At 63.1% G+C, this 18,985-nt stretch carries 17 protein-coding genes; 14 read left to right on the top strand and 3 right to left on the bottom strand.

Going from position 1 to position 18,985, the window contains the following annotated elements:
• Nucleotides 1-10: 10 nt before the first annotated feature.
• Genes accC through recN form a run of 8 tightly spaced genes read left to right on the top strand, consistent with a single transcriptional unit; the run spans nucleotide 11 to nucleotide 7,652 of the window.
• Complete coding sequence (gene accC, locus HGA39_07040; protein ID NTW29101.1) at nucleotides 11-1,378, top strand: acetyl-CoA carboxylase biotin carboxylase subunit; 1,368 nt, start codon at nucleotides 11-13, stop codon at nucleotides 1,376-1,378.
• A gap of 1 nt (nucleotide 1,379) precedes the next feature.
• Nucleotides 1,380-1,730, top strand: coding sequence for an Asp23/Gls24 family envelope stress response protein (locus tag HGA39_07045; GenBank protein NTW29102.1), 351 nt, complete (start codon nucleotides 1,380-1,382; stop codon nucleotides 1,728-1,730).
• A 5-nt stretch (nucleotides 1,731-1,735) separates the two neighbouring features.
• The gene (gene nusB, locus HGA39_07050; GenBank protein NTW29103.1) at nucleotides 1,736-2,170 is read left to right on the top strand and encodes a transcription antitermination factor NusB; all 435 of its coding nucleotides are present in this window, start codon (nucleotides 1,736-1,738) and stop codon (nucleotides 2,168-2,170) included.
• Nucleotides 2,163-2,423: an exodeoxyribonuclease VII small subunit gene (xseB, locus tag HGA39_07055; protein NTW29104.1), complete on the top strand. Its 261-nt coding sequence runs from the start codon at nucleotides 2,163-2,165 to the stop codon at nucleotides 2,421-2,423. The genes nusB and xseB overlap by 8 nt, the downstream gene beginning before the upstream one ends.
• A 46-nt stretch (nucleotides 2,424-2,469) precedes the next feature.
• Nucleotides 2,470-4,410 carry a 1-deoxy-D-xylulose-5-phosphate synthase gene (locus HGA39_07060; protein NTW29105.1) on the top strand — a complete coding sequence of 647 codons (1,941 nt, stop codon included), beginning with the start codon at nucleotides 2,470-2,472 and terminating at the stop codon, nucleotides 4,408-4,410.
• The gene (locus tag HGA39_07065; protein NTW29106.1) at nucleotides 4,376-5,170 is read left to right on the top strand and encodes a TlyA family RNA methyltransferase; all 795 of its coding nucleotides are present in this window, start codon (nucleotides 4,376-4,378) and stop codon (nucleotides 5,168-5,170) included. The genes HGA39_07060 and HGA39_07065 overlap by 35 nt, the downstream gene beginning before the upstream one ends.
• 2 nt (nucleotides 5,171-5,172) lie before the next feature.
• Complete coding sequence (locus HGA39_07070; protein NTW29107.1) at nucleotides 5,173-6,015, top strand: NAD(+)/NADH kinase; 843 nt, start codon at nucleotides 5,173-5,175, stop codon at nucleotides 6,013-6,015.
• Nucleotides 6,016-6,023: 8 nt separating this feature from the next.
• Nucleotides 6,024-7,652, top strand: coding sequence for a DNA repair protein RecN (gene recN / locus HGA39_07075; protein ID NTW29108.1), 1,629 nt, complete (start codon nucleotides 6,024-6,026; stop codon nucleotides 7,650-7,652).
• On the opposite strand, the gene HGA39_07080 is transcribed toward recN, so the two are convergent.
• Nucleotides 7,649-8,356 (bottom strand): glycosyltransferase, encoded by a 708-nt coding sequence (locus tag HGA39_07080; protein NTW29109.1) that lies wholly within the window; start codon nucleotides 8,354-8,356, stop codon nucleotides 7,649-7,651. The genes recN and HGA39_07080 overlap by 4 nt on opposite strands.
• 2 nt (nucleotides 8,357-8,358) lie before the next feature.
• Entirely contained in the window at nucleotides 8,359-9,996 is a 1,638-nt protein-coding gene (gene murJ, locus HGA39_07085) for a murein biosynthesis integral membrane protein MurJ (GenBank protein NTW29110.1), read from the bottom strand.
• Between the two features lie 278 nt (nucleotides 9,997-10,274).
• Here murJ and HGA39_07090 point away from each other — a divergent pair, with 278 nt between their 5' ends.
• The 6 genes from HGA39_07090 (at nucleotide 10,275) to HGA39_07115 (ending at nucleotide 17,803) form a co-directional block, all read left to right on the top strand.
• Nucleotides 10,275-11,888 carry a CTP synthase gene (locus HGA39_07090; protein ID NTW29111.1) on the top strand — a complete coding sequence of 538 codons (1,614 nt, stop codon included), beginning with the start codon at nucleotides 10,275-10,277 and terminating at the stop codon, nucleotides 11,886-11,888.
• 5 nt (nucleotides 11,889-11,893) lie between these two features.
• Entirely contained in the window at nucleotides 11,894-13,012 is a 1,119-nt protein-coding gene (locus HGA39_07095) for a M20/M25/M40 family metallo-hydrolase (protein NTW29112.1), read from the top strand.
• Between the two features lie 110 nt (nucleotides 13,013-13,122).
• Nucleotides 13,123-14,238, top strand: coding sequence for an alanine dehydrogenase (gene ald / locus HGA39_07100; protein NTW29113.1), 1,116 nt, complete (start codon nucleotides 13,123-13,125; stop codon nucleotides 14,236-14,238).
• Between the two features lie 152 nt (nucleotides 14,239-14,390).
• A complete protein-coding gene (locus tag HGA39_07105; GenBank protein NTW29114.1) occupies nucleotides 14,391-16,508 on the top strand; it encodes a flotillin family protein in 2,118 nt (705 codons plus the stop codon).
• A gap of 91 nt (nucleotides 16,509-16,599) precedes the next feature.
• The gene (gene xerD / locus HGA39_07110) at nucleotides 16,600-17,505 is read left to right on the top strand and encodes a site-specific tyrosine recombinase XerD (GenBank protein ID NTW29115.1); all 906 of its coding nucleotides are present in this window, start codon (nucleotides 16,600-16,602) and stop codon (nucleotides 17,503-17,505) included.
• A 13-nt stretch (nucleotides 17,506-17,518) separates the two neighbouring features.
• Entirely contained in the window at nucleotides 17,519-17,803 is a 285-nt protein-coding gene (locus HGA39_07115; protein NTW29116.1) for a hypothetical protein, read from the top strand.
• Between the two features lie 185 nt (nucleotides 17,804-17,988).
• On the opposite strand, the gene HGA39_07120 is transcribed toward HGA39_07115, so the two are convergent.
• A partial coding sequence (locus tag HGA39_07120; GenBank protein NTW29117.1) for a DUF4349 domain-containing protein occupies nucleotides 17,989-18,985 on the bottom strand: 997 nt, incomplete at its 5' end.

The raw sequence follows: 18,985 nt of genomic DNA on the forward strand, positions 1-18,985 counted from the left end.
GGAGGTGCCCGTGTTCGATCGCATTCTCATCGCCAATCGCGGCGAGATCGCTTTGCGGGTCATTCGGGCCGCAAAGGAGATGGGCATCCAGACAGTCGCGGTCTACTCCGACGCAGACAAGGACTCGTTGCCTGTCGCCATGGCCGACCGCGCTGTGTGCATCGGCCCGGCGCCGGCCTCGCAGTCGTACCTCAACATGTCCAACATCATTTCCGCCGCGCTTACCACCGGCGCCCAAGCGATTCATCCCGGGTACGGCTTTCTCGCCGAGAACTCGGCCTTCGCGCGCGCGTGCGCGGACTCCGGGCTGGTCTTCATCGGCCCGTCGCCCGACGCTATCGACCGCATGGGCGACAAGTCGGTTGCGCGCGAGACCATGGCGGCTGCTGGTGTGCCGACGGTTCCAGGCTCCGACGGTCCGGTCGAAAGCTACGAGGAGGCCCTCGTCTTCGCCGAGAAGGTCGGGTTCCCCGTCCTCATCAAAGCGAGCGCAGGCGGCGGCGGCAAGGGTATGCGCGTTGCCCGTGACGCGAGTGAGTTGCACGCCAACCTGACCGCCGCCAAGACCGAGGCGGCGGCGGCATTCGGCAACGATACCGTCTACATCGAGAAGTACCTCCTGCGCCCGCGCCACGTGGAGATGCAGGTCCTAGCGGACAGTCACGGCAACGCGGTGCACCTCTACGAGCGCGACTGCTCGATCCAGCGCCGTCACCAGAAGCTGGTGGAGGAGGCGCCGTCTCCTGCGGTGACGCCGGAGCTTCGCGCGGCGATGGGAGAGGCCGCCATGAAGGCGGTTCGCGCGGTCAACTACATCAACGCCGGCACGATCGAGTTTTTGCTCGACACAGACGGCAGATTCTACTTCATGGAGATGAACACCCGCGTTCAGGTCGAGCACCCCATCACCGAGCAGATCACGGGTGTGGACATCATCAAGGAACAGATCCGGATCGCATCCGGCGAACCCATGCGTCACAAGACCCAGGACCAGATCGTCAAGCGGGGTCACGCGATTGAGTTTCGTATCAATGCCGAGGACCCGGCGCACAACTTTCGCCCGCATCCCGGCCTGATCGAGGTGTTCAACCCCCCGGGTGGTTTTGGCGTGCGTATCGACAGCCATGTGTATTCGGGATATCGCGTTCCGCCCACGTACGACTCCTTGCTCGGCAAGCTGGTTGTGTGGGGTGAGACGCGTGACGAGGCTATTGCCCGGGCGCGACGCGCGCTCGACGAATTCATCGTGATCGGCATTCCGACGACGATTCCTTTTCATCAGGCAGTTGTCGAGAACAAGGCGTTCCAGTCAGGTGACGTCTATACTGACTTTATCGAGGCAGAAATGAGCGACGAGAAGGACAAGGGGGCAGCGTAGGATGTCTGACGAGATTCGGCTCGAGGGACTGGGAGTAGCCCCCGGAGTGCTTGACACGATCGTGACGATGGCCGCACAAAGTGTCGAGGGCGTCGCGGCCGTCGGCGCGCCGGGAATCGCCGGTATCGTGCAGAAGAACAGCCGGAAGGGAACGGCGCGCGCTGTCGATGTGATCGTCGGCGAGGACGGAACCGTCTCAGTGACCGTGCACGTGCAAATACTGTATGGCCATCGGATCAAGGACGTCGCTGCTGCCGTTCAGGCCTGCGTCCTTGATGCGATTTCGATCCAAGTCGGCGTTGAAGTCGCTGCTGTCGACGTGTATGTCGACGGCATTGTGTTCGCCGAGTGAGCCGGATGCTTGAGCGAAGCAGGGCGCGCAGGCAAGCGCTCCAGATACTCTACCAGCGGGAAATCACCGGGGAGGCCGCCGAGGACATTCTGCTCGCCGGCAGTTACTCCGTCGAAGATGGTGAGCCCGACGAGTACTGCAGGGATCTCGTCATCGGTGTCGAGCAGCACATCGCCGGAATCGACGAGCTCATCGCCGAGGTCTCGGAGAACTGGTCGGTGTCGCGCATGCCTTTTGTCGACCGCAATATCCTTCGTGTGGCGATCTACGAGATCGTCCATCATCCGGATGTTCCCACCAGTGTCGCCATCAACGAGGCGGTTGAGTTGGCCAAGGTCTACGGTACCGATGATTCATCCAAGTTCGTGAACGGCGTCCTGGGCAAGATCGCCCTGCGGAATGCCGAGGAAAAGGGTACAGAGGAGTCGACCGATGCCTGAGGAGTCCCACGGTTTCGCCGCCGCCCGAGTGCGTCTTGAAGAGATTGTCACGCAGGTCCGTAAGAAGGACACGTCGCTCGAGAAGAGCCTCGACCTTCTTGAGGAGGGCGTGCGGCTTGCGGGATCGTGCACGGAACTGATAGATCGCGCCGACTGGAGCGCCGAGGCTTCTATTGCGAGCGATGGCGAGGCGGTTGGGTCAGAGCAGGGTGCTGAAGAACCCCACGACACTTCGGCCGAGGAGTCATCCTAAGAGGGACCGACTCGTGCTACGGTCAGTGTAATGCTTAACGGAGATGATGAACCCGGTGCGGACACGCATCCTTGATTCGATAGATGCGCCGTGCGACGTGAAGTCGCTCGATGACGCCCAACTCGCCCAACTCTCTACCGAGATTCGCGACGAACTCGTCTCGACGGTCTCGAAGACCGGCGGGCACCTGGCGCCCAACCTCGGCATCGTCGAGTTGACGCTGGGGATTCACCGCGCACTCGATTGCCCCAATGATCGCATCGTCTTCGACGTGGGCCACCAGGCATACGTGCACAAGCTCATCACGGGGCGGCGCGACGAGTTCTCCAGCTTGCGCCAGTACGGCGGGCTGTGCGGCTTCCCAAAGCGCAGCGAGTCTGCGTTCGACTCGTTTGACGCGGGGCACGCCTCTGATTCGCTTTCCGTCGCACTCGGGCTGGCGTTAGCGCGAGACGCCCGCGGGGGCGACGAGACGGTGCTGGCCGTCATCGGCGACGGGTCTTTGACCGGTGGGATGGCTTTCGAGGCCATGAATCACATCGGCCACTTGGGCACGCGCGTCGTGATCGTGCTCAACGACAACGAGATGTCGATATCCGAAAACGTCGGCGCTCTATCAAGCTATCTGGCGCGCGTTCGCTTGGACCCGCGCTACACGCGCCTTCGCGACGGTGTCGAGTCCAAACTCGCGACGACCGGCTTTGGCCGCGTGATGGTCGAGGCGGGAGAGGCGGTCAAGGGATCGTTCAAACAGCTTCTCGTTCCCGGGATGCTCTTCGAGGAGATGGGACTGAAGTACGTCGGTCCGATCGACGGCCATGACATCAAACAGGTGCAAACGGCCGTCGAGAGGGCAAAGACGGTCAACGGCCCGGTCATCATTCACGCCGTGACTCGCAAAGGCCGGGGCTACGCTCCCGCCGAGAACCAACCGGACACCTTTCACGGCATTGGGCCGTTCTCGGCGGAAACCGGGGAGGCTGCCTCCTCCGGCGGGCCGATGAACTACACGAATGCCTTCTCGCTCTCCCTTGTCACGGAAGCCGAGAACGATCCGTCCATTGTCGCGATCACCGCCGCCATGCCCTTCGGCACGGGGCTTGACCGCTTCGAGGCGGCCTTTCCCGGCCGCTTCTTCGACGTCGGCATCGCCGAGGAGCACGCCGTCGGCATGGCCGCAGGTCTGGCCGCCGGAGGGCTTACACCGGTCGTCGCGATCTACTCGACGTTCCTGCAACGCGCCTACGACCAGCTGATCACCGACATCGCGCTGCAGAACCTCCACGTGGTGTTCTGCCTGGACCGCGCGGGGCTTGTCGGCGAGGACGGGCCCACGCACCACGGCGTGTTCGACCTGACGTACCTGCGCTCGATCCCCAACATGATGGTTCTGGCTCCGGCCGACGAGGCGGAGCTGGCCAACGCGCTCCACACGGCGCTTGCCGCCGACGGGCCTGTGGCGATCCGCTATCCGCGGGGCGCTTCGCGCGGCGTGGGCCTTCCCGTGCACCCTTCGGTTTTCGAGACCGGTCGTGCCGAGGTGCGCCGAAGGGGCAGCGACGTGGCCTTGCTGGCCGCGGGGCGCATGGTGGGCGTGTGCGAAGATGCCGCCGAGTTGCTCGCGGTCCGGGGGGTCTCGGCGAGCGTGGTCAACGCGCGCTGGATCAAGCCGCTCGATACCGAGGTGATCTCGTGGGCCGCATCGGAGCATGCGCTTGTGGTGACGGTCGAAGAGAACACCACAATCGGCGGCTTTGGCGCCGGCGTGTGCGAGGTGCTGGCCGATCTGCGGCTGCAGGTGCCCGTTCTGCGGCTGGCGATACCCGACTGCTTCGTAACTCATGGCGCCATGAGCAGGCTGCTCGCCGATGTCGGGCTCACCAGCGACGGCGTGGCCGCTTCGGTTCTTGCCAGGATGGCCGACATGTCAGTAGACGCCGAGAGGAACGCTCATGGCGCGCAGCCGCCTCGACGCGACCCTCGCTGATCGCGGGCTGTTCCCATCGCGCGAGCAGGCGCGCGCCGCTGTCCTCGCGGGAGAAGTGCGCGTCGATGGCGAGATCGTGACGAAGGCCGGCCATTCAATCGCCGAGACCGCCGAGATCGAGGTGCTCAAGCGCCCCAGGTTCGTGTCGCGCGGAGGTGAGAAGCTGGCGGGCGCGCTTGCCAAGTTCGGCGTGGATCCGGCTGGTGCGCGCGCCATCGACGTGGGCGCCTCGACGGGAGGATTCACCGACTGCCTGCTTCAGGCGGGTGCGGCGCAGGTGGTCGCCCTCGACGTGGGATACGGTCAGCTTGCATGGTCACTGCGGACCGATCCGCGAGTCGTGGTGGTGGAGCGGACCAACGTTCGCTCGGCGGATTCGGAGCTACTGGGCGCCCCGTTTGATCTTGTCGTCATGGATGTGTCCTTCATTTCGCTCAGGACGGTATTCCCGCAGCTCCTTACGCTGCTTGGCGAGGCGGGCGACCTTATCGTCTTGGTAAAACCCCAGTTTGAAGCTGGTAAGGGGCGCGTGGGAAAAAAGGGCGTTGTGAGGAATCCGGCTGTGCACGAAGATGTCTTGCGTGCGGCGGTCGAAACCGCAGTTGCTGCAGATCTGGTTGTCAGGGGCCTGACCTTCTCGCCGATACAAGGGCCGGAGGGTAATATCGAGTTTTGGATGTGGGTCGCGCGTGAAGGGGAAGCGACGCCTGATTCCGTGGAACAGGTTGTCGCCGACGCTCACCGGGTTTTCGGAGGGTAGCATTGAGAGTCTTGCTGGTACCGAATGTGGCGAATCCTGCAGCCGTCTCGGCTGCGGTTGAACTGGTTACATGGCTGGCAGGACAAGGCCTTGAGCCGGTCTTCTCGGCTGAGGATGCGGCACGGGCCGGCTTACCCCGGCTGGGCTTGGCTCCTACCGACATAGGAGAGCCTGCACTCACGATCGCGCTGGGCGGGGACGGGACGATTCTGAAAGCAGTGCACCTGATCGGCGAGACGGAAGTGCCGATTCTGGGGCTCAATTTCGGACAACTCGGGTTCATGTCGGGGGCAGGCGCCGGTCAAATGCGCGAGTCGGTCCTAGCGGCGCTTTCGGGCGAGGTTCGTGTCGAGCGGCGGGCGACGCTTTCGGCGGAAGTGGTGATGGACGGGCGTGCGGTCGGCACGTATCGGGCGCTCAACGAGATCGTCATCTCGAAGGGGGAGTCGGCGCGCCTAGTGGCCTTCGACCTCGCGATCGATGGTCACACGGTCATGAGGACACGCGCCGACGGCCTCATCGTCGCGACGGCCACGGGATCGACAGCGTATGCACTTTCGGCGGGTGGTCCGATGGTGGCGCCGGGATTTGGCGGCATGGTGGTTGTGCCGGTGGCCGCCCATACGCTGAAGGCGAGAACCATCCTGACCAATCCCGCGGACGTCGTTGAGATCGCCCTTCCTGATCCGAATCGCGCAGACGCGTGCGTGGTCGTTGACGGAGACCCGACGCCTAATCGCCGTGCAATCGAGCGCGTGACGGTCACCCGGGGGCAACACGACGTGCTCCTCGTGAAACTCGACGGGCGCGACTTCTATGAGACGATTTCGGCGGAGTTCTTTTAGGGGACAAGGTGCTTCAAGAACTACACGTCCAAAACCTCGCTCTCATCAGCGACGCATGGCTCGAATTCGGCCCGGGAATGACGGCGCTGACCGGTGAGACCGGTGCCGGCAAGACGGCGCTGCTCGGTGCGCTCAAGCTACTGCTTGGGGAGCGCGCCGACTCGACGCTCGTGCGAAACGGGGCGAGCGAGGCGCTCGTTGAGGGCCGCTTCACCGCGGGTGAGGACGAAGTCGTGGCGCGCCGCAAGGTCTCCTCGGACGGGAGAAGCCGCTGCACGCTCGACGGCGAGATGGCGACTGTCGGTGCGCTTGCCGAGCGGCTCGGCCCATTGGTGGACCTACATGGACAGCACGAGCATCAGGCGCTCCTGACGCCCGGCAGCCACGTGGCCTATCTGGACCGCTGGGCAGGCGAAGAGGGGATGAGCGCGATCGCTCGATACCGCGCCGCCCGTGCGGCGTACAGGGGTGCGCTCGCTGCGAAAGAGGTGCTGGCGGATCAGCTCGCCAACGCCGCGCGCAATGCGGACTACCTGCATTTTGTCGCCGATGAGATCGGCCGGGTGGCGCCGGTGGCGGGGGAGGATGACGCGCTCTCAGCACGGCTGCCGGCGCTCCAGCACGCTGAGCGGCTGGCAGAGGCGGCTGGTCTGGCGACGGAGCTGCTGCGTGGCGATGAGGGCGCCCTCGATCGCATCGGCGAGGCGGCTGCGGTGCTCTCGCGGGTCGAGGGGATCGACCCGGATCTGGACGCCCTTGTCGGCAGGCTCGCGGAGGCCAGGGCGCTCGTCGACGATGCGAGTGCCGACTTGCGCGGGTATCGCGATGGAGTCGAGCACGATCCGTCGGTGTTGGACAGTATGCTGACGCGCTTGGGCCAGCTAAACGCCCTCGCGCGCAAGTACGGCCCTCGGCTGCAAGACGTCATACGTACGCGCGAAGAGGCGCTTGTGGCGCTGGCCGCTTTTGAGAGCGGCGAGGAAGGTCTCTCGGCGGCGCAGTCAGCCTGCGCAGAGGCCGAATCCGAGCTGCGCACGGCCGCCGCCGCTGTCTCCGGAGTGCGCAAGCGAGCCGAGGCGGGGTTTGTTGGGGCGCTGGGTGCTGCTGCGGCCGACCTCGCGATGGATGGCGCGTGCTTCGAGGTCTCGGTCACGGACCTGCCTTTCGATGCCTGGACCGCAGACGGCCCGCACCGGGTGGAGTTCCTCTACGCGCCAGCTTCCGGCCTGCAGCCCCGGCCGCTGGCACGGATCGCTTCGGGCGGCGAGATCTCGCGGGTGATGCTCGCGCTCAAGGGGGTTCTCGGCGAGGCGGACACGGTGGAGACGCTCGTGTTTGATGAGGTCGATGCAGGCATCGGCGGAACGACTGCGGACGCCGTGGGTCGGCGTCTTGCCCAGCTCGCCCGGACGCACCAGGTCATAATTGTGACGCATCTGGCCCAGGTCGCGGCGTACGCCGATTCTCAGATGGTTGTAGCCAAGCACACCACCGAGGAGTCGGTCGCAACGACTGTGGAGGTGGTCTACGGGGAAGATCGCATCGCAGAGATCGCGCGCATGCTTTCCGGGAGAGATTCCGAAGCAAGCCGCCTGCACGCGCGAGAGCTTCTCGGCAGCGTGGACAGGCCGCTTTAGGCGCGCTTGCCTCGCGGATCGTGTCGCCGAGACTTCCGGGCGAGTTTCGTGAGCGCGAGGCCGACGTGCACGAGCCGGCGCCCTCGAGTGATGAGCCCTTGCAGGTTCTTTCCGCCGGGCTTACCGGTCATTCCGGTCTCGACTTCCTCGATCCGAAACCCCGCCCGAAGTGCTCGCACCGTCACACCGACTTCCACCCCGTACCCGGCCGAGAATGGCCTGACCGCCTCGAGGCAGCGGTTCGTGAGAGCCCGCTGACTGGAGAGTGGGACTCGAAAGTCGACGTTTTCGCCCGCCAGTCGTCGAATTCCCCAGCGAGCCAGTCCTTCCGCCCAGCCGAGACCTGCGTTGCGGGCGGCACTCGGGGCCAGCGAGACTGTCATGTCGGCTCGACCGGCCAGCAACGGCTCGAGGAGCAGCTCGGCCTGCGATGCTCCTTGTCCCAGATCGCCGTCAAGCAGCAGTATGATGTCGGCGTTTTCGATGCGCATCGCGCCGGCTTCGAGCGCCGCGCCTTTGCCCATGTTGCCAAAAATCCGGACTACCTTGGCACCGGCCGCCTCGGCTCGCTGGTCCGTCTCGTCCTCGCTCCCGTCGTCAACGACGACGACTCTCGTGACACCCGGGATCAAAAAGGCTGTTTGCACTGTCTCGGCGATGGCGGCAGCCTCGTTGTGGGCGGGGATCAGGACGGCGATGTCCAACTTCAAGACTTCCGCAGTCGTGACCCCGCGCGCCTGAACAGGTCGGTGGCGACGGAGACTTCCTTCACGCCGAACCAGTGTCCTAGGGTGAGTGCGACCGTGATCCCTGCCGCACCTCCCACAGCGATCTGCAGAAGCGCCCCCGGAACCCCTCCGGCCAGTGATGCAAGCGGGATGGTGATGCCCCAGGCAACCAAGCCCGCGATTGCAGAGGCGGCGCCCATCCTCAGGAAGGTGCTCGCGATGCCCGCGAAATCGAAGCTTCCGATCCGCTTGCGCAGCGCAACGCCGAGAACCGTGCACATGAGGATGAAGAAGATGGTGTCGCCGATCGGGATGCCGTTGATCCCGATACCTTTCCAGCCACCGATTCCGGTCGACAACAGCGTGTAGAGACCGATCTGGATGACAGTCAGCGTCAGGTTGATGACCATCGGCGTCTTCGTGTCTCTGAGCGAGTAGAACGCTTTGAGCAGGAACATGGTGGTCGCGTAGAAGATGAGGCCGATCGCCCAGAAGCGCAGGGCGCTTGCCACCAGCGGGACATCGGCGGCTGTGAACGCGCCAACACGGTACATCGAGACGAGAGGGCTTGCCAGCGCAATGAGGAGCGCTGACATCGGCAGCATTATGACGCCGGTGGCCCTCAGGCCCCGCGAGAACGTGTCCTTGAAGCCGGCCATGTCCTTCTTGCCTGCCGTCTCGGCGAGCTCGGTGAAGATCGCTGTCGCCAGCGCAACGGCGAAGATCCCGTAGGGAAGCTGGTAGAAGATCCATGCGTAGATGAGGACCGACGGGCCCTTGGGCGAAACGGCGAACGCTGACGCATTCATAAACGAGACGGCGACTAGGTTGGTGAGGGTATAGACGAGTGTGGGCACGGCGAGCTGCAGCATCTTGCGAAGAGCCGGGTCGTCAAACCCGAGACCCCAAGAGTGGCGCCAGCCGCTCTTTCGCAGGGCGGGTATCTGAATCCCGAACATGACGGCGACCGCAAGCGTTGTGCCGACACCCAGCACGATGTAAGCGATCCTCGAGTCACCCTTGAACGCTACGAAGGCGATCATTGTGGCGATCGCGATGAGGTTGTTAAAGATCGGCCCGATCGCAGGCCACAAGTAGCGTCGCTGGGAGTTCAACACCGCGGTGGTCACGGATCCAAGACCGTATAAGACAACCTGGATTGCGAAGAATCGGAAGAAGAACGTCGCGGGCTCGACCACGCCCGAGGCTTCTGCGGTCGACATTCGGAATGTCTGCGTCCAGATGAACGGCCCGGGAAACACCGTGCCGATGATCGCCAGCAGCCCGAGGCCCAGCATGGCCAGGTTGAACACGTGGCTCGTGAAACGCCAAGCGGACGCCTCGTCTCTGGTCTGCCGGATTTCCATGAAAGTTGGGATGAACAGGGAAGAGATGATTCCGCCGGCAACCAGCTCATACATCATGTTGGGGAGGTTGTTTGCGACGGTGTAGGACGACATGAGCCCCGTAGCTCCGAGCGCAAAGGCGGTTGCCCACATGCGCAGGAAGCCTGTACCGCGCGAGAGCAGGGTCGCAGTCGACATGAGCGCGGTTGAGCGGGCGATCGATGGCTTGCTGATGGTCCGCCTCCTTCTTGCTGTCGCAAGAGAATCCACGTTGCTACGATCGCACCAGTGTACCTAAAGTCGTAGGTCGCCTGCTTCGGCTCTTTTGTGGGGCCTCCTCCGAATCTTGCGCGAGAATCGGCCCGGCTTTCGGCTATACTTGGTTCGGGCACTTCAAGAGCCCGGGATGCGCTGGTTTTGTCCCGCGTCGAAACCCCCGAATGCTTTGCGACAGACACGCCGCAAACCCAAAGGCATGTCTGTGCTGTTTGAAAGGTTAGAATCACATCGGCGGACGTCTCACACAAGAAGGAGCTGGAAAGAGAGCTATGGCAACCAAGCACATCTTCGTGACCGGAGGCGTCGTCTCATCGCTTGGGAAGGGGATTACCGCCGCTTCTCTCGGCAGGCTGCTCAAGGCTCGCGGGCTCAAGGTGACGATCCAGAAGCTCGACCCGTATCTCAACGTCGATCCGGGCACCATGAGTCCGTTTCAGCACGGCGAGGTGTTCGTCACCGATGACGGTGCCGAGACCGACCTCGACTTGGGCCACTACGAGCGATTCATCGATGAGTCGCTCACCCGAGACTGCAACGTCACGGCCGGCTCGATCTACCAGACTATCATCACTCGCGAGCGCCGCGGTGATTTTCTCGGCGGCACGGTCCAGGTCATCCCGCATGTCACCAACGAGATCAAGGAGCGCATCAACCGTCTTGCCGAGCAGACCCAGCCCGACGTCATTCTGACGGAGGTCGGCGGTACGGTGGGCGACATCGAGTCGCTGCCATTCCTTGAGGCGATCCGCCAGCTCAAGAAGGACAAGGGCCGCGAGAACGTCTGCTACATCCACGTGACCCTCGTGCCTTACATCGCCGCATCGAGCGAGCTGAAGACCAAGCCCACTCAGCACTCGGTCAAGGAGCTGCGCTCGATCGGTATTCAGCCGGACTTCATCGTCTGCCGCTCGGACAGGCCGATCGACGTGGGGATCAGGCGCAAGATAGCGCTGTTCTGCGACGTGGATCCGGGCGCGGTCATCTCGGCGATCGACGCCCGCAGCATCTATGAGGTACCGCGCAACATCGCCGCCCAGGGACTCGATGAGATGGTGATCGAGCGTCTCGGCCTCAAGTGCGGCGCGCCGGACATGCGCGAGTGGGACGCCTTTGTCACTCACTCAGCGATGATGGCCGATGAGGTCAATATCGCGCTCGTGGGCAAGTACGTGCAGCTGCCTGACGCGTATCTGTCGGTCAACGAGGCGCTCGACCACGCCGGCATCTTTCACAACCACAAGGTGCACGTTCAGTGGGTGGACGCTGAGTCGCTCACGCCCGAAGAGGTCGATCAGATTCTCTCGAAGATGGACGGGATCCTCGTCCCGGGTGGGTTTGGCGTGCGGGGCATCGAAGGCAAGATCCGGGCGGCCTGCTATGCGCGCGAGGGCAAAGTGCCCTACCTCGGTATCTGTCTCGGCATGCAGGTGGCTGTCGCCGAGTTCGCCCGGCACGTTGCCGGTTTTGAAGGCGCCAACTCGGCGGAGTTCGATCCGGCGACTCCGCATCCGGTCATCGACCTCATGCGCGAACAGCAGGATGTGCATGACATGGGTGGCTCGATGCGTCTCGGAACCTATCCCTGCAGTGTGATTCCGGGCACCAAGGGCTACGCGGCGTATGGCGACGAACTCATCTATGAGCGCCACCGCCACCGTTATGAGGTCAACAACGCCTACCGCGATCAGCTCACGGAGGCGGGTCTGGTCATCAGTGGCCTGTCCCCCGACGGCACACTTGTCGAGATGGTCGAGCTTGCCGACCATCCGTGGTTCGTCGGCAACCAAGGCCACCCGGAGTTCAAGAGCCGGCCAACCCGCCCCGCCCCGCTCTTCCGCGATTTCGTCGGTGCGGCAGTGGCGTTCAAGAACCGTCGGCAGTAACGGCCGTGAGCGACGAGAGGCTGCTTTCCACGTTCTTGGACCTTGCGCGGATCGACAGCCCCTCGCGCTCTGAGGCGCGCGTTGCCGCCTACTGCGCGACCGCGCTCGTCGCGGCCGGCTGCACCGTGCATTTCGACGACAGCGCGCAAGCGACCGGGTCCGATACCGGCAATCTGATCGCGGAGTTGACCGGCGACGCGCCGGGGGTTCTCGCGCTTTCGGCGCACATGGACTGCGTCGAGCCATGTCTCGGTGTCGAGCCGGTCATCGTCGATGGCGTGATCAGCTCGGCAGGCGAGACAATCCTTGGGGCCGACGACAAGGCCGGACTTGCGGTGGCCATCGAGGTCATCCGGCGTCTCGCCGAGAGCGGCCGCCCGCATCCGACGGTCAAGGCGCTGTTCACTGTCCAGGAGGAAGTCGGTCTCACCGGCGCCAAAACGCTTCGTGCCGAGGATGCCGCCAGTGATCTGTGCCTCGTGCTCGATGCGGCCGGTCCCGCGGGAAGCATCATCGTGGCGGCGCCGACCCATTACACCTTCACCGCCGAGTTTCTCGGGCGCGCCTGCCACGCAGGCGTGGCTCCGGAGTTGGGCGTGAGCGCGATCCGCATGGCGGCCGACGCGATTACTCGCATGCAACTCGGGCGTCTGGACGGGGAGACGACCGCCAACATCGGTTCGGTCCACGGAGGTACGGCCACAAACGTCGTGGCAGAGCGATGCATCGTGACTGGAGAGTGCCGTTCGCTCGATCCCGGCCGCGTCGAAGATGTCCGGGCTGCGACGGATGCCGCCTTGTATGCGGCCGCGAATGAGGCCGGAGGCGGCGTCGAGATCCGGTGGATCCGCGAGTACGGCGGATTTCGTGTCGCCGATGACAACGAGAAGCTTTCGCTGGTCTTGGCCGCATGTCGCGCTGCGGGCCTCACACCGCGGGTCGAAAGCACGGGCGGCGGGTCCGACGCCAATGTGCTCGCTACGATGGGAATCGAGGTTCTTGCCCTGGGGTGCGGGATGACCGATGTGCACAGCACACGGGAGACACTCGCGATAGCCGATATGGCCGGGCTCGCGAGATTGCTGGAATCACTCGCGACCAGCCTTTCCGAGAAAGCGCATTAGCACTTTTCACCTAATACTATAAGGCGTAAACTGCGTTGAGCCAGCTTATCGATGGCTGGGTATACACCATTCAATGCAGACGTCCACAAGGTGAGGAAGGAAGTGCGCACGTGATCGTCGGAGCACCCAAGGAGATCAAGAACAACGAGTTTCGCGTCGGTCTCACGCCGGCTGGTGTTGTTGAGTTTGTGACGCATGGCCACAGTGTTCTGGTCGAGAAGGGTGCAGGCGAGGGCTCGTCGTTCTCTGACGCCGAGTACGCTGCCGCCGGAGCCACGCTCCTGGACACGGCCGCCGAAGTATTCGCTGCCGCCGACATGATCGTGAAGGTCAAGGAGCCGCAGGCGAGCGAGATTGCGATGCTGCGGCCGGGCCAGATCCTCTACACCTACCTCCATCTCGCCCCCGACTATGAGCAGACCATGGGCCTCATCGCTTCCGGTGCAGTATGCATCGCGTACGAGACCGTCGAGCTCCCCAATCGCACGCTCCCGCTGCTTGCTCCGATGTCCGAGGTCGCCGGTCGTATGGCCGCGCAGGTCGGCGCGAACTACCTGCAGAAGACGTTCGGCGGTCGCGGCGTACTCATGGGCGGAACGCCCGGCGTGCTTCCGGCCAAGGTCGTCGTTCTCGGCGCCGGAGTGGTCGGCACGAACGCCGCCTACGTCGCGATGGGCATGGGCGCCGATGTGACCGTCATCGACATCAACCTCGACCGCTTGCGCTATCTGGACGAGATCTGGGGCAACCGCGTCCGCACTCTCTACAGCAACCGCAAGAACATCGCCGAGCAGGTCTACGCCGCCGATCTCGTTATCGGTTCCGTCCTGCTGCCGGGTGCCAAGACTCCGTGGCTTGTGACCAACGACATGCTTTCGAACATGAAGAAGGGCTCCGTCATCGTCGATGTCTCCGTTGATCAGGGCGGCTGCATCGAGTCCACGCACGCAACAACGCACGCCAATCCGACGTACTTCGTCGACGGTGTCTTGCACTACGGCGTCGCCAACATGCCCGGTGCTGTACCCAACACCTCGACGCTCGCTCTCACCAATGCCACGCTGCGCTATGGCATGGCCATCGCCGACAAGGGCTGGAAGAAAGCTGTCAGCGACGATGCTGCACTTGCCAAGGGGGTCAACGTGCTCGAGGGCAAAGTAACCTATAAGCCCGTCGCCGACGCGCATGGTCTTGAGTATGTCTCGCTTGAATCGCTGATCGCGTAGGCTGCTCACTCACAAAGGAATCATCGCGAAAGGCCACTTCAAATGAGTGGCCTTTCGCTGTTGCTTTCGATGCTACGCGGGAATACGGTATTGGTTGACACTTCTTGGAGGGTTTGGGGGGATTATCTGTGATCGCACCGCTCAGTTCGGCATTGTCGTTTTTCGGGTGGTTGATCGGAATCTTCGTCGGGTTGTTGATCCTGGGTTGGCTTGTAGGCTTCCGGGTCATACGCAACGACAAGGTCGGCGTGGTCGAGAAGTGGTGGAGCGCCAAGGGCTCGCTCAAGGACGCCATCATCGCGCTGAACGGCCAGGCCGGCTACCAGCCCGACGTGCTTCGTGGCGGTATCCACTTCCGTACTCCGCTTATGTACCGGGTACATGTCATGCCGCTTGTGACCATCTCGCAAGGCAAGATCGCTTACGTCTTCGCGCGTGACGGCGTGCCGCTGACGCCCGGTCAGACGCTTGGCAAGGTCGTCCCCGGCAACTCCTTCGAAAACGTCAAGGCGTTCATGCAAGGCGGCGGTCAGCGAGGTCCTCAGCGGCAGATTCTTCGCGAAGGCACCTACGCGTTCAACCTTGCGCAGTTCATCGTCATCACCGAAGGCCGGATCTACTACCTGCCGATGGGCAGCCCGGCCGAGCAGGGCAACATCCAGATGATGGTCCAGCACTTGGCTGCGGTCGACGGATTCAATCCGATCGTCATCAAGGGTGCCGACGACAGGGTCGGCATCGTGACCGTGAACGACGGTCCTTCGCTGCCGCTGGGCGACATCATCGCGCCGAGTGTTGGTGACAAGCAGGAGGATCCCAACTACCACAACAACTTCCAGAATCCCGAGGCTTTTCTTGCGGGTGGAGGCTACCGTGGTCGGCAGTACCAGGTGCTCACGGAAGGCACGTACTTCGTGAACCGCCTGTTCGCTACCGTGGAGTACATCAACAAAACCATCGTGCCGGTGGGTTTTGCAGGCGTGGTCGTCGCGTACCATGGGCCCAAGGGTGCGGACATGTCCGGGGAGGAGTACCGTCACGGCGAGCTGGTCGCAAACGGCTACCGCGGCGTGTGGAACGAGCCGCTCATGCCCGGCAAGTACGCTTTCAACACGTATGCCGGATCGATCAGCATGGTGCCGACAACCAACATCATTCTGAAGTGGATCGCTTCTGAGATGGGCTCTCACAGCTACGACGAGAACCTCTCGGAAATCGAGTTGATCACCAAGGACGCATTCGAGCCGCGTTTGCCGTTGTCGGTCGTCATCCACATCGACTACAAGAAGGCGCCGCTTGTCATTCAGCGCTTTGGCGACATCAAGATGCTCGTCAACCAGACGCTCGACCCGATGGTATCGGCCTACTTCAAGAACATCGGTCAGACAAAGACGCTCATTGAACTCATCCAACAGCGCTCGGATATCCAGGGCCGTTCGAGCATCGACATGAAGGAGAAGTTTGAGCGCTACAACCTCGAGCTGGAAGAAGTGCTGATCGGCACTCCGCGTTCGCCCGAGGGGGACACGCGTATCGAGCAGATTCTCACGCAGCTGAGGGACCGCCAGATCGCTGTCGAGAGACTGGAAACGTATCAGAAGCAGAAAGTCGCCGCCGACAAGGAACGCGAACTCAAAGAGTCGATGGCAGTCGCCGAGCAGCAGACGATGCTCACGCAGTCCGAGATCAACATCAAGGTTCAGGAGAACTCCGGACGCGCCGAGCTCCAGCGCGCCGTTCAGGACGCCGAACGTGTCAAGACGCTGGCCGGAGCGGATGCCCAACGCATCAAGCTCCTGGCCGATGGAGACGCCGAGCGGGTCAAGCTCCTCGCAGGTGCTGAGGCGATGCGCATCAAGGTGACGGCCGAGGCTGACGCCGACAAGGAAGCGCGCGTCGGTATCGGCCGAGCCATCGCGATCGAAGAGCAGGTGCGCGCCTACGGCGGCCCGCAGCTGCAGCTCATTCAAGAGGTCATGGGCCGCATGGCAACCGCTATCGAGACCGCCAAGATCCCGATCGTTCCCGCAACCTACGTGCAGATGGGGGGAGCAGAAGGAGAGGACAGCGGCTCGAACGCGAACGCCTTCGGCCTGCTCATGACGCTCCTCGCGACAGAGAAGCTGCAGACGACCGGTGCTGCTGCGCCCGTCGATGCGCAGCAAGTTGAGGCAACCAACGCAATCAAGAAGGCTATCCGAGAGCAGATGGCAAGCGCGCCACAGACGAAGACAGTCTCTACGCAGCAGTCCGCACCATCCGCCGAGTAAGCTGCACTGCAACTGATCCGATTGCGGGACCTCGGCACATTGCGGGGTCCCGTATCCGTCAGGTGCTGAGCGGGCGTCTATACTGGGATGCGTGAATACTCATGTCGCCGAATACCTAGGGTATCTCTCCGTTGAACGTGGCGCCTCACGGCACACGCTGTCGGCGTACAAGCATGACCTCGGTGAGTACTGCGTGTTTTTGGAGTCGCGCGGCATATCGGATGCCTCCGTCATAACCCGGGACGACGTCACAGCATTTGTCGCTGCACTGCGCGCGCGCGGGCTCGCTCCGAGCAGCATTGAGCGCAAGGTGGCTGCCCTCAAGGGCTTCCACAAGTTCCTCGTGCGCGATGGGGTTACCGAGAACCATCCGACCGCACGCCTTCCGCTGCCCAAAGTGCCGGATCAACTTCCATGCGTAGTCTCGATCGAGGAGATTGACCGGCTCTTGGCGCAGCCGTTCCCCGACACTCCGATCGGTTTGCGCGACCGCGCCATTCTCGAGCTGCTGTATGGATGCGGGTTGCGCGTCAGCGAGTTGACCGGGCTGGGTCTAACGGACATGGATCTTGCCGAGGGCGCCATTCGCGTGTTCGGCAAGGGGCAGAAGGAGCGCCTGGTTCCGATTGGCGGAATGGCCGCTCATGCGATGCAGGGCTACCTCACCCATGGTCGCCCGCATCTGCACTCGAAGCGTTCAATCGGCGGTGCGGACCCCTCGGCTGTGTTCGTGAACTCCAAAGGCGGCAGAATCACCCGGCAGGCGATCTATGCGCTGGTGCGCAAGTACGGCCGCCGGGTGGAACTGACACTGCATCCGCACACGTTGCGGCACTCGTTTGCGACCCACCTTCTTGAAGGGGGAGCCGATCTGCGTGCGGTTCAGGAAATGCTGGGGCATGCCGACATCTCGACCACGCAGGTCTACACTCATGTCGACGGGCGTCATATCAGGGAGGAATACCTCACGACGCATCCGCGGGCACGGAGACGCTAGTGGAAGGATCACGATGAGAAGGAATCCTGCGACAGGGAGGCGGACATCGCGCGGCGTGGTTCTGCTGCGTGCTGCCGCATGGGGCACGGGCGTTGCGATCGGCGTCGCCGGAGGAGGATGGCTGACGGTAGTCAGCGGGTCCGGCGCGCCCGGCGCACTGTCACTGGGGATTGCGGACTTTCTCTGGCTTCCTGTGGCGTCAGCGGCTGTCGCCTTCGTCCTCGTCGTCGTGGTCCAACTGCTGTTCTTCGCGATCAAGGCGCGCGTCGTCGGCTCGAACGGAGCCCACAGCGATTAGGACCGCCGCCAAGAGGCCGAGGATGAACATGTCGAGAGGCAGTTCCGGGCGAAAATCGAATCCTCTAAGGACTGATCGCATCACGTAGAGCGCCACGGCTCCCACCAAGACTGTCCACACAGGTACGCGAACTTTCGGTCTTATCACAGTCTCTTGTCCTTGGGGTCTCGGAATATGCTTCCATTTCAGATTCGCGAATCTCGAAGGCGCCGCCACGCCAGCCGTGCAATCCAGAGTACCAGTCCGATCAGAAGCAGGGGAGACAGCGCTAGGACAACGGTGATCGTCGCACGTATCACGGCTGCTGCGGCCTGGATACCGGCTGTGACCGCTTCGGAGAACCTCCAGTCTCCGTTTTCAGGCGCAATGATGGCGCCCGGTTCGGACAGCGAAAGCGTCAGCGTTGCCATCGCAGCCTGGCTCTCCAGCCAACCGACCTGCGCCTGCATCGACTCGATCTCGCCCCGCACTCGCGAAAGCTCGCGCTCGATTTCGAGCATTTCGCTCACCTTGGTGGCCTTAGCCAGAAACTCGCGCAGCCGGCCTTCCTCGGCGATCAGATTAGCGAGCCGGGCTCGCATATCGATGTGCTGTTGGGTGACATCTCTCTCCGAGAGGCTCTGCGAAAGCACCGTGCCGAGGGCTGCAACGGCATCTTGGGCACCTGCGAGCTTGTCGGCTGGAATCCGCAGGGTGACAACGGCGCTTCGAGGGCCTGCAACGATGCCCGTCGCATCACCCAGCCGCTCAGTGGCAACGCCTGTCTCCAGAATGGACACATTCGAGGTTGTTCCGGAGTAGACGGTGAGGTTGGCGATCTCGCCGCCATTTGCAGCGACCGTCTTCCGAACCGCAGCAAGGGCATCGTCGAGATTGTCTACCTTGATCGACAGCGCCCCGCTCCTTACTACCAGCTTACCCTGGCTTCCATCAGAAGTTATCTGGGTGGTCGCGTTCTCGGCCGAGGAGCTCTTGCTGTCAGCTGCGCTGCCCTGCGTCGGAGATGCGGGAGCGGTGGCCGCGGAGTCAGTCGAGACTCCTAACGTGCTTCTGCCGAGCGTAGATGTGTCACCCATGAGGGTGCCGGATGACCATACGATGCCGGCGACCCACCCAAACGCAATAGCAGCACAGGCCGCTGCCAGCACCGCGCCGACCTTGAGCACACGCTTCGTCCGACTG

The organism is Coriobacteriia bacterium (genome assembly GCA_013336165.1).
Taxonomy (GTDB): domain Bacteria; phylum Actinomycetota; class Coriobacteriia; order Anaerosomatales; family JAAXUF01; genus JAAXUF01.

Bases quoted from the DNA above. Each gene is read 5' to 3' on its own strand.
- xseB (NTW29104.1), top strand. From the start codon at position 2,163: ATGCCTGAGGAGTCCCACGGTTTCGCCGCCGCCCGAGTGCGTCTTGAA.
- HGA39_07115 (NTW29116.1), top strand. From the start codon at position 17,519: ATGAGAAGGAATCCTGCGACAGGGAGGCGGACATCGCGCGGCGTGGTT.
- nusB (NTW29103.1), top strand. From the start codon at position 1,736: ATGCTTGAGCGAAGCAGGGCGCGCAGGCAAGCGCTCCAGATACTCTAC.
- HGA39_07065 (NTW29106.1), top strand. From the start codon at position 4,376: ATGGCGCGCAGCCGCCTCGACGCGACCCTCGCTGATCGCGGGCTGTTC.
- HGA39_07060 (NTW29105.1), top strand. From the start codon at position 2,470: ATGAACCCGGTGCGGACACGCATCCTTGATTCGATAGATGCGCCGTGC.
- HGA39_07090 (NTW29111.1), top strand. From the start codon at position 10,275: ATGGCAACCAAGCACATCTTCGTGACCGGAGGCGTCGTCTCATCGCTT.
- HGA39_07045 (NTW29102.1), top strand. From the start codon at position 1,380: ATGTCTGACGAGATTCGGCTCGAGGGACTGGGAGTAGCCCCCGGAGTG.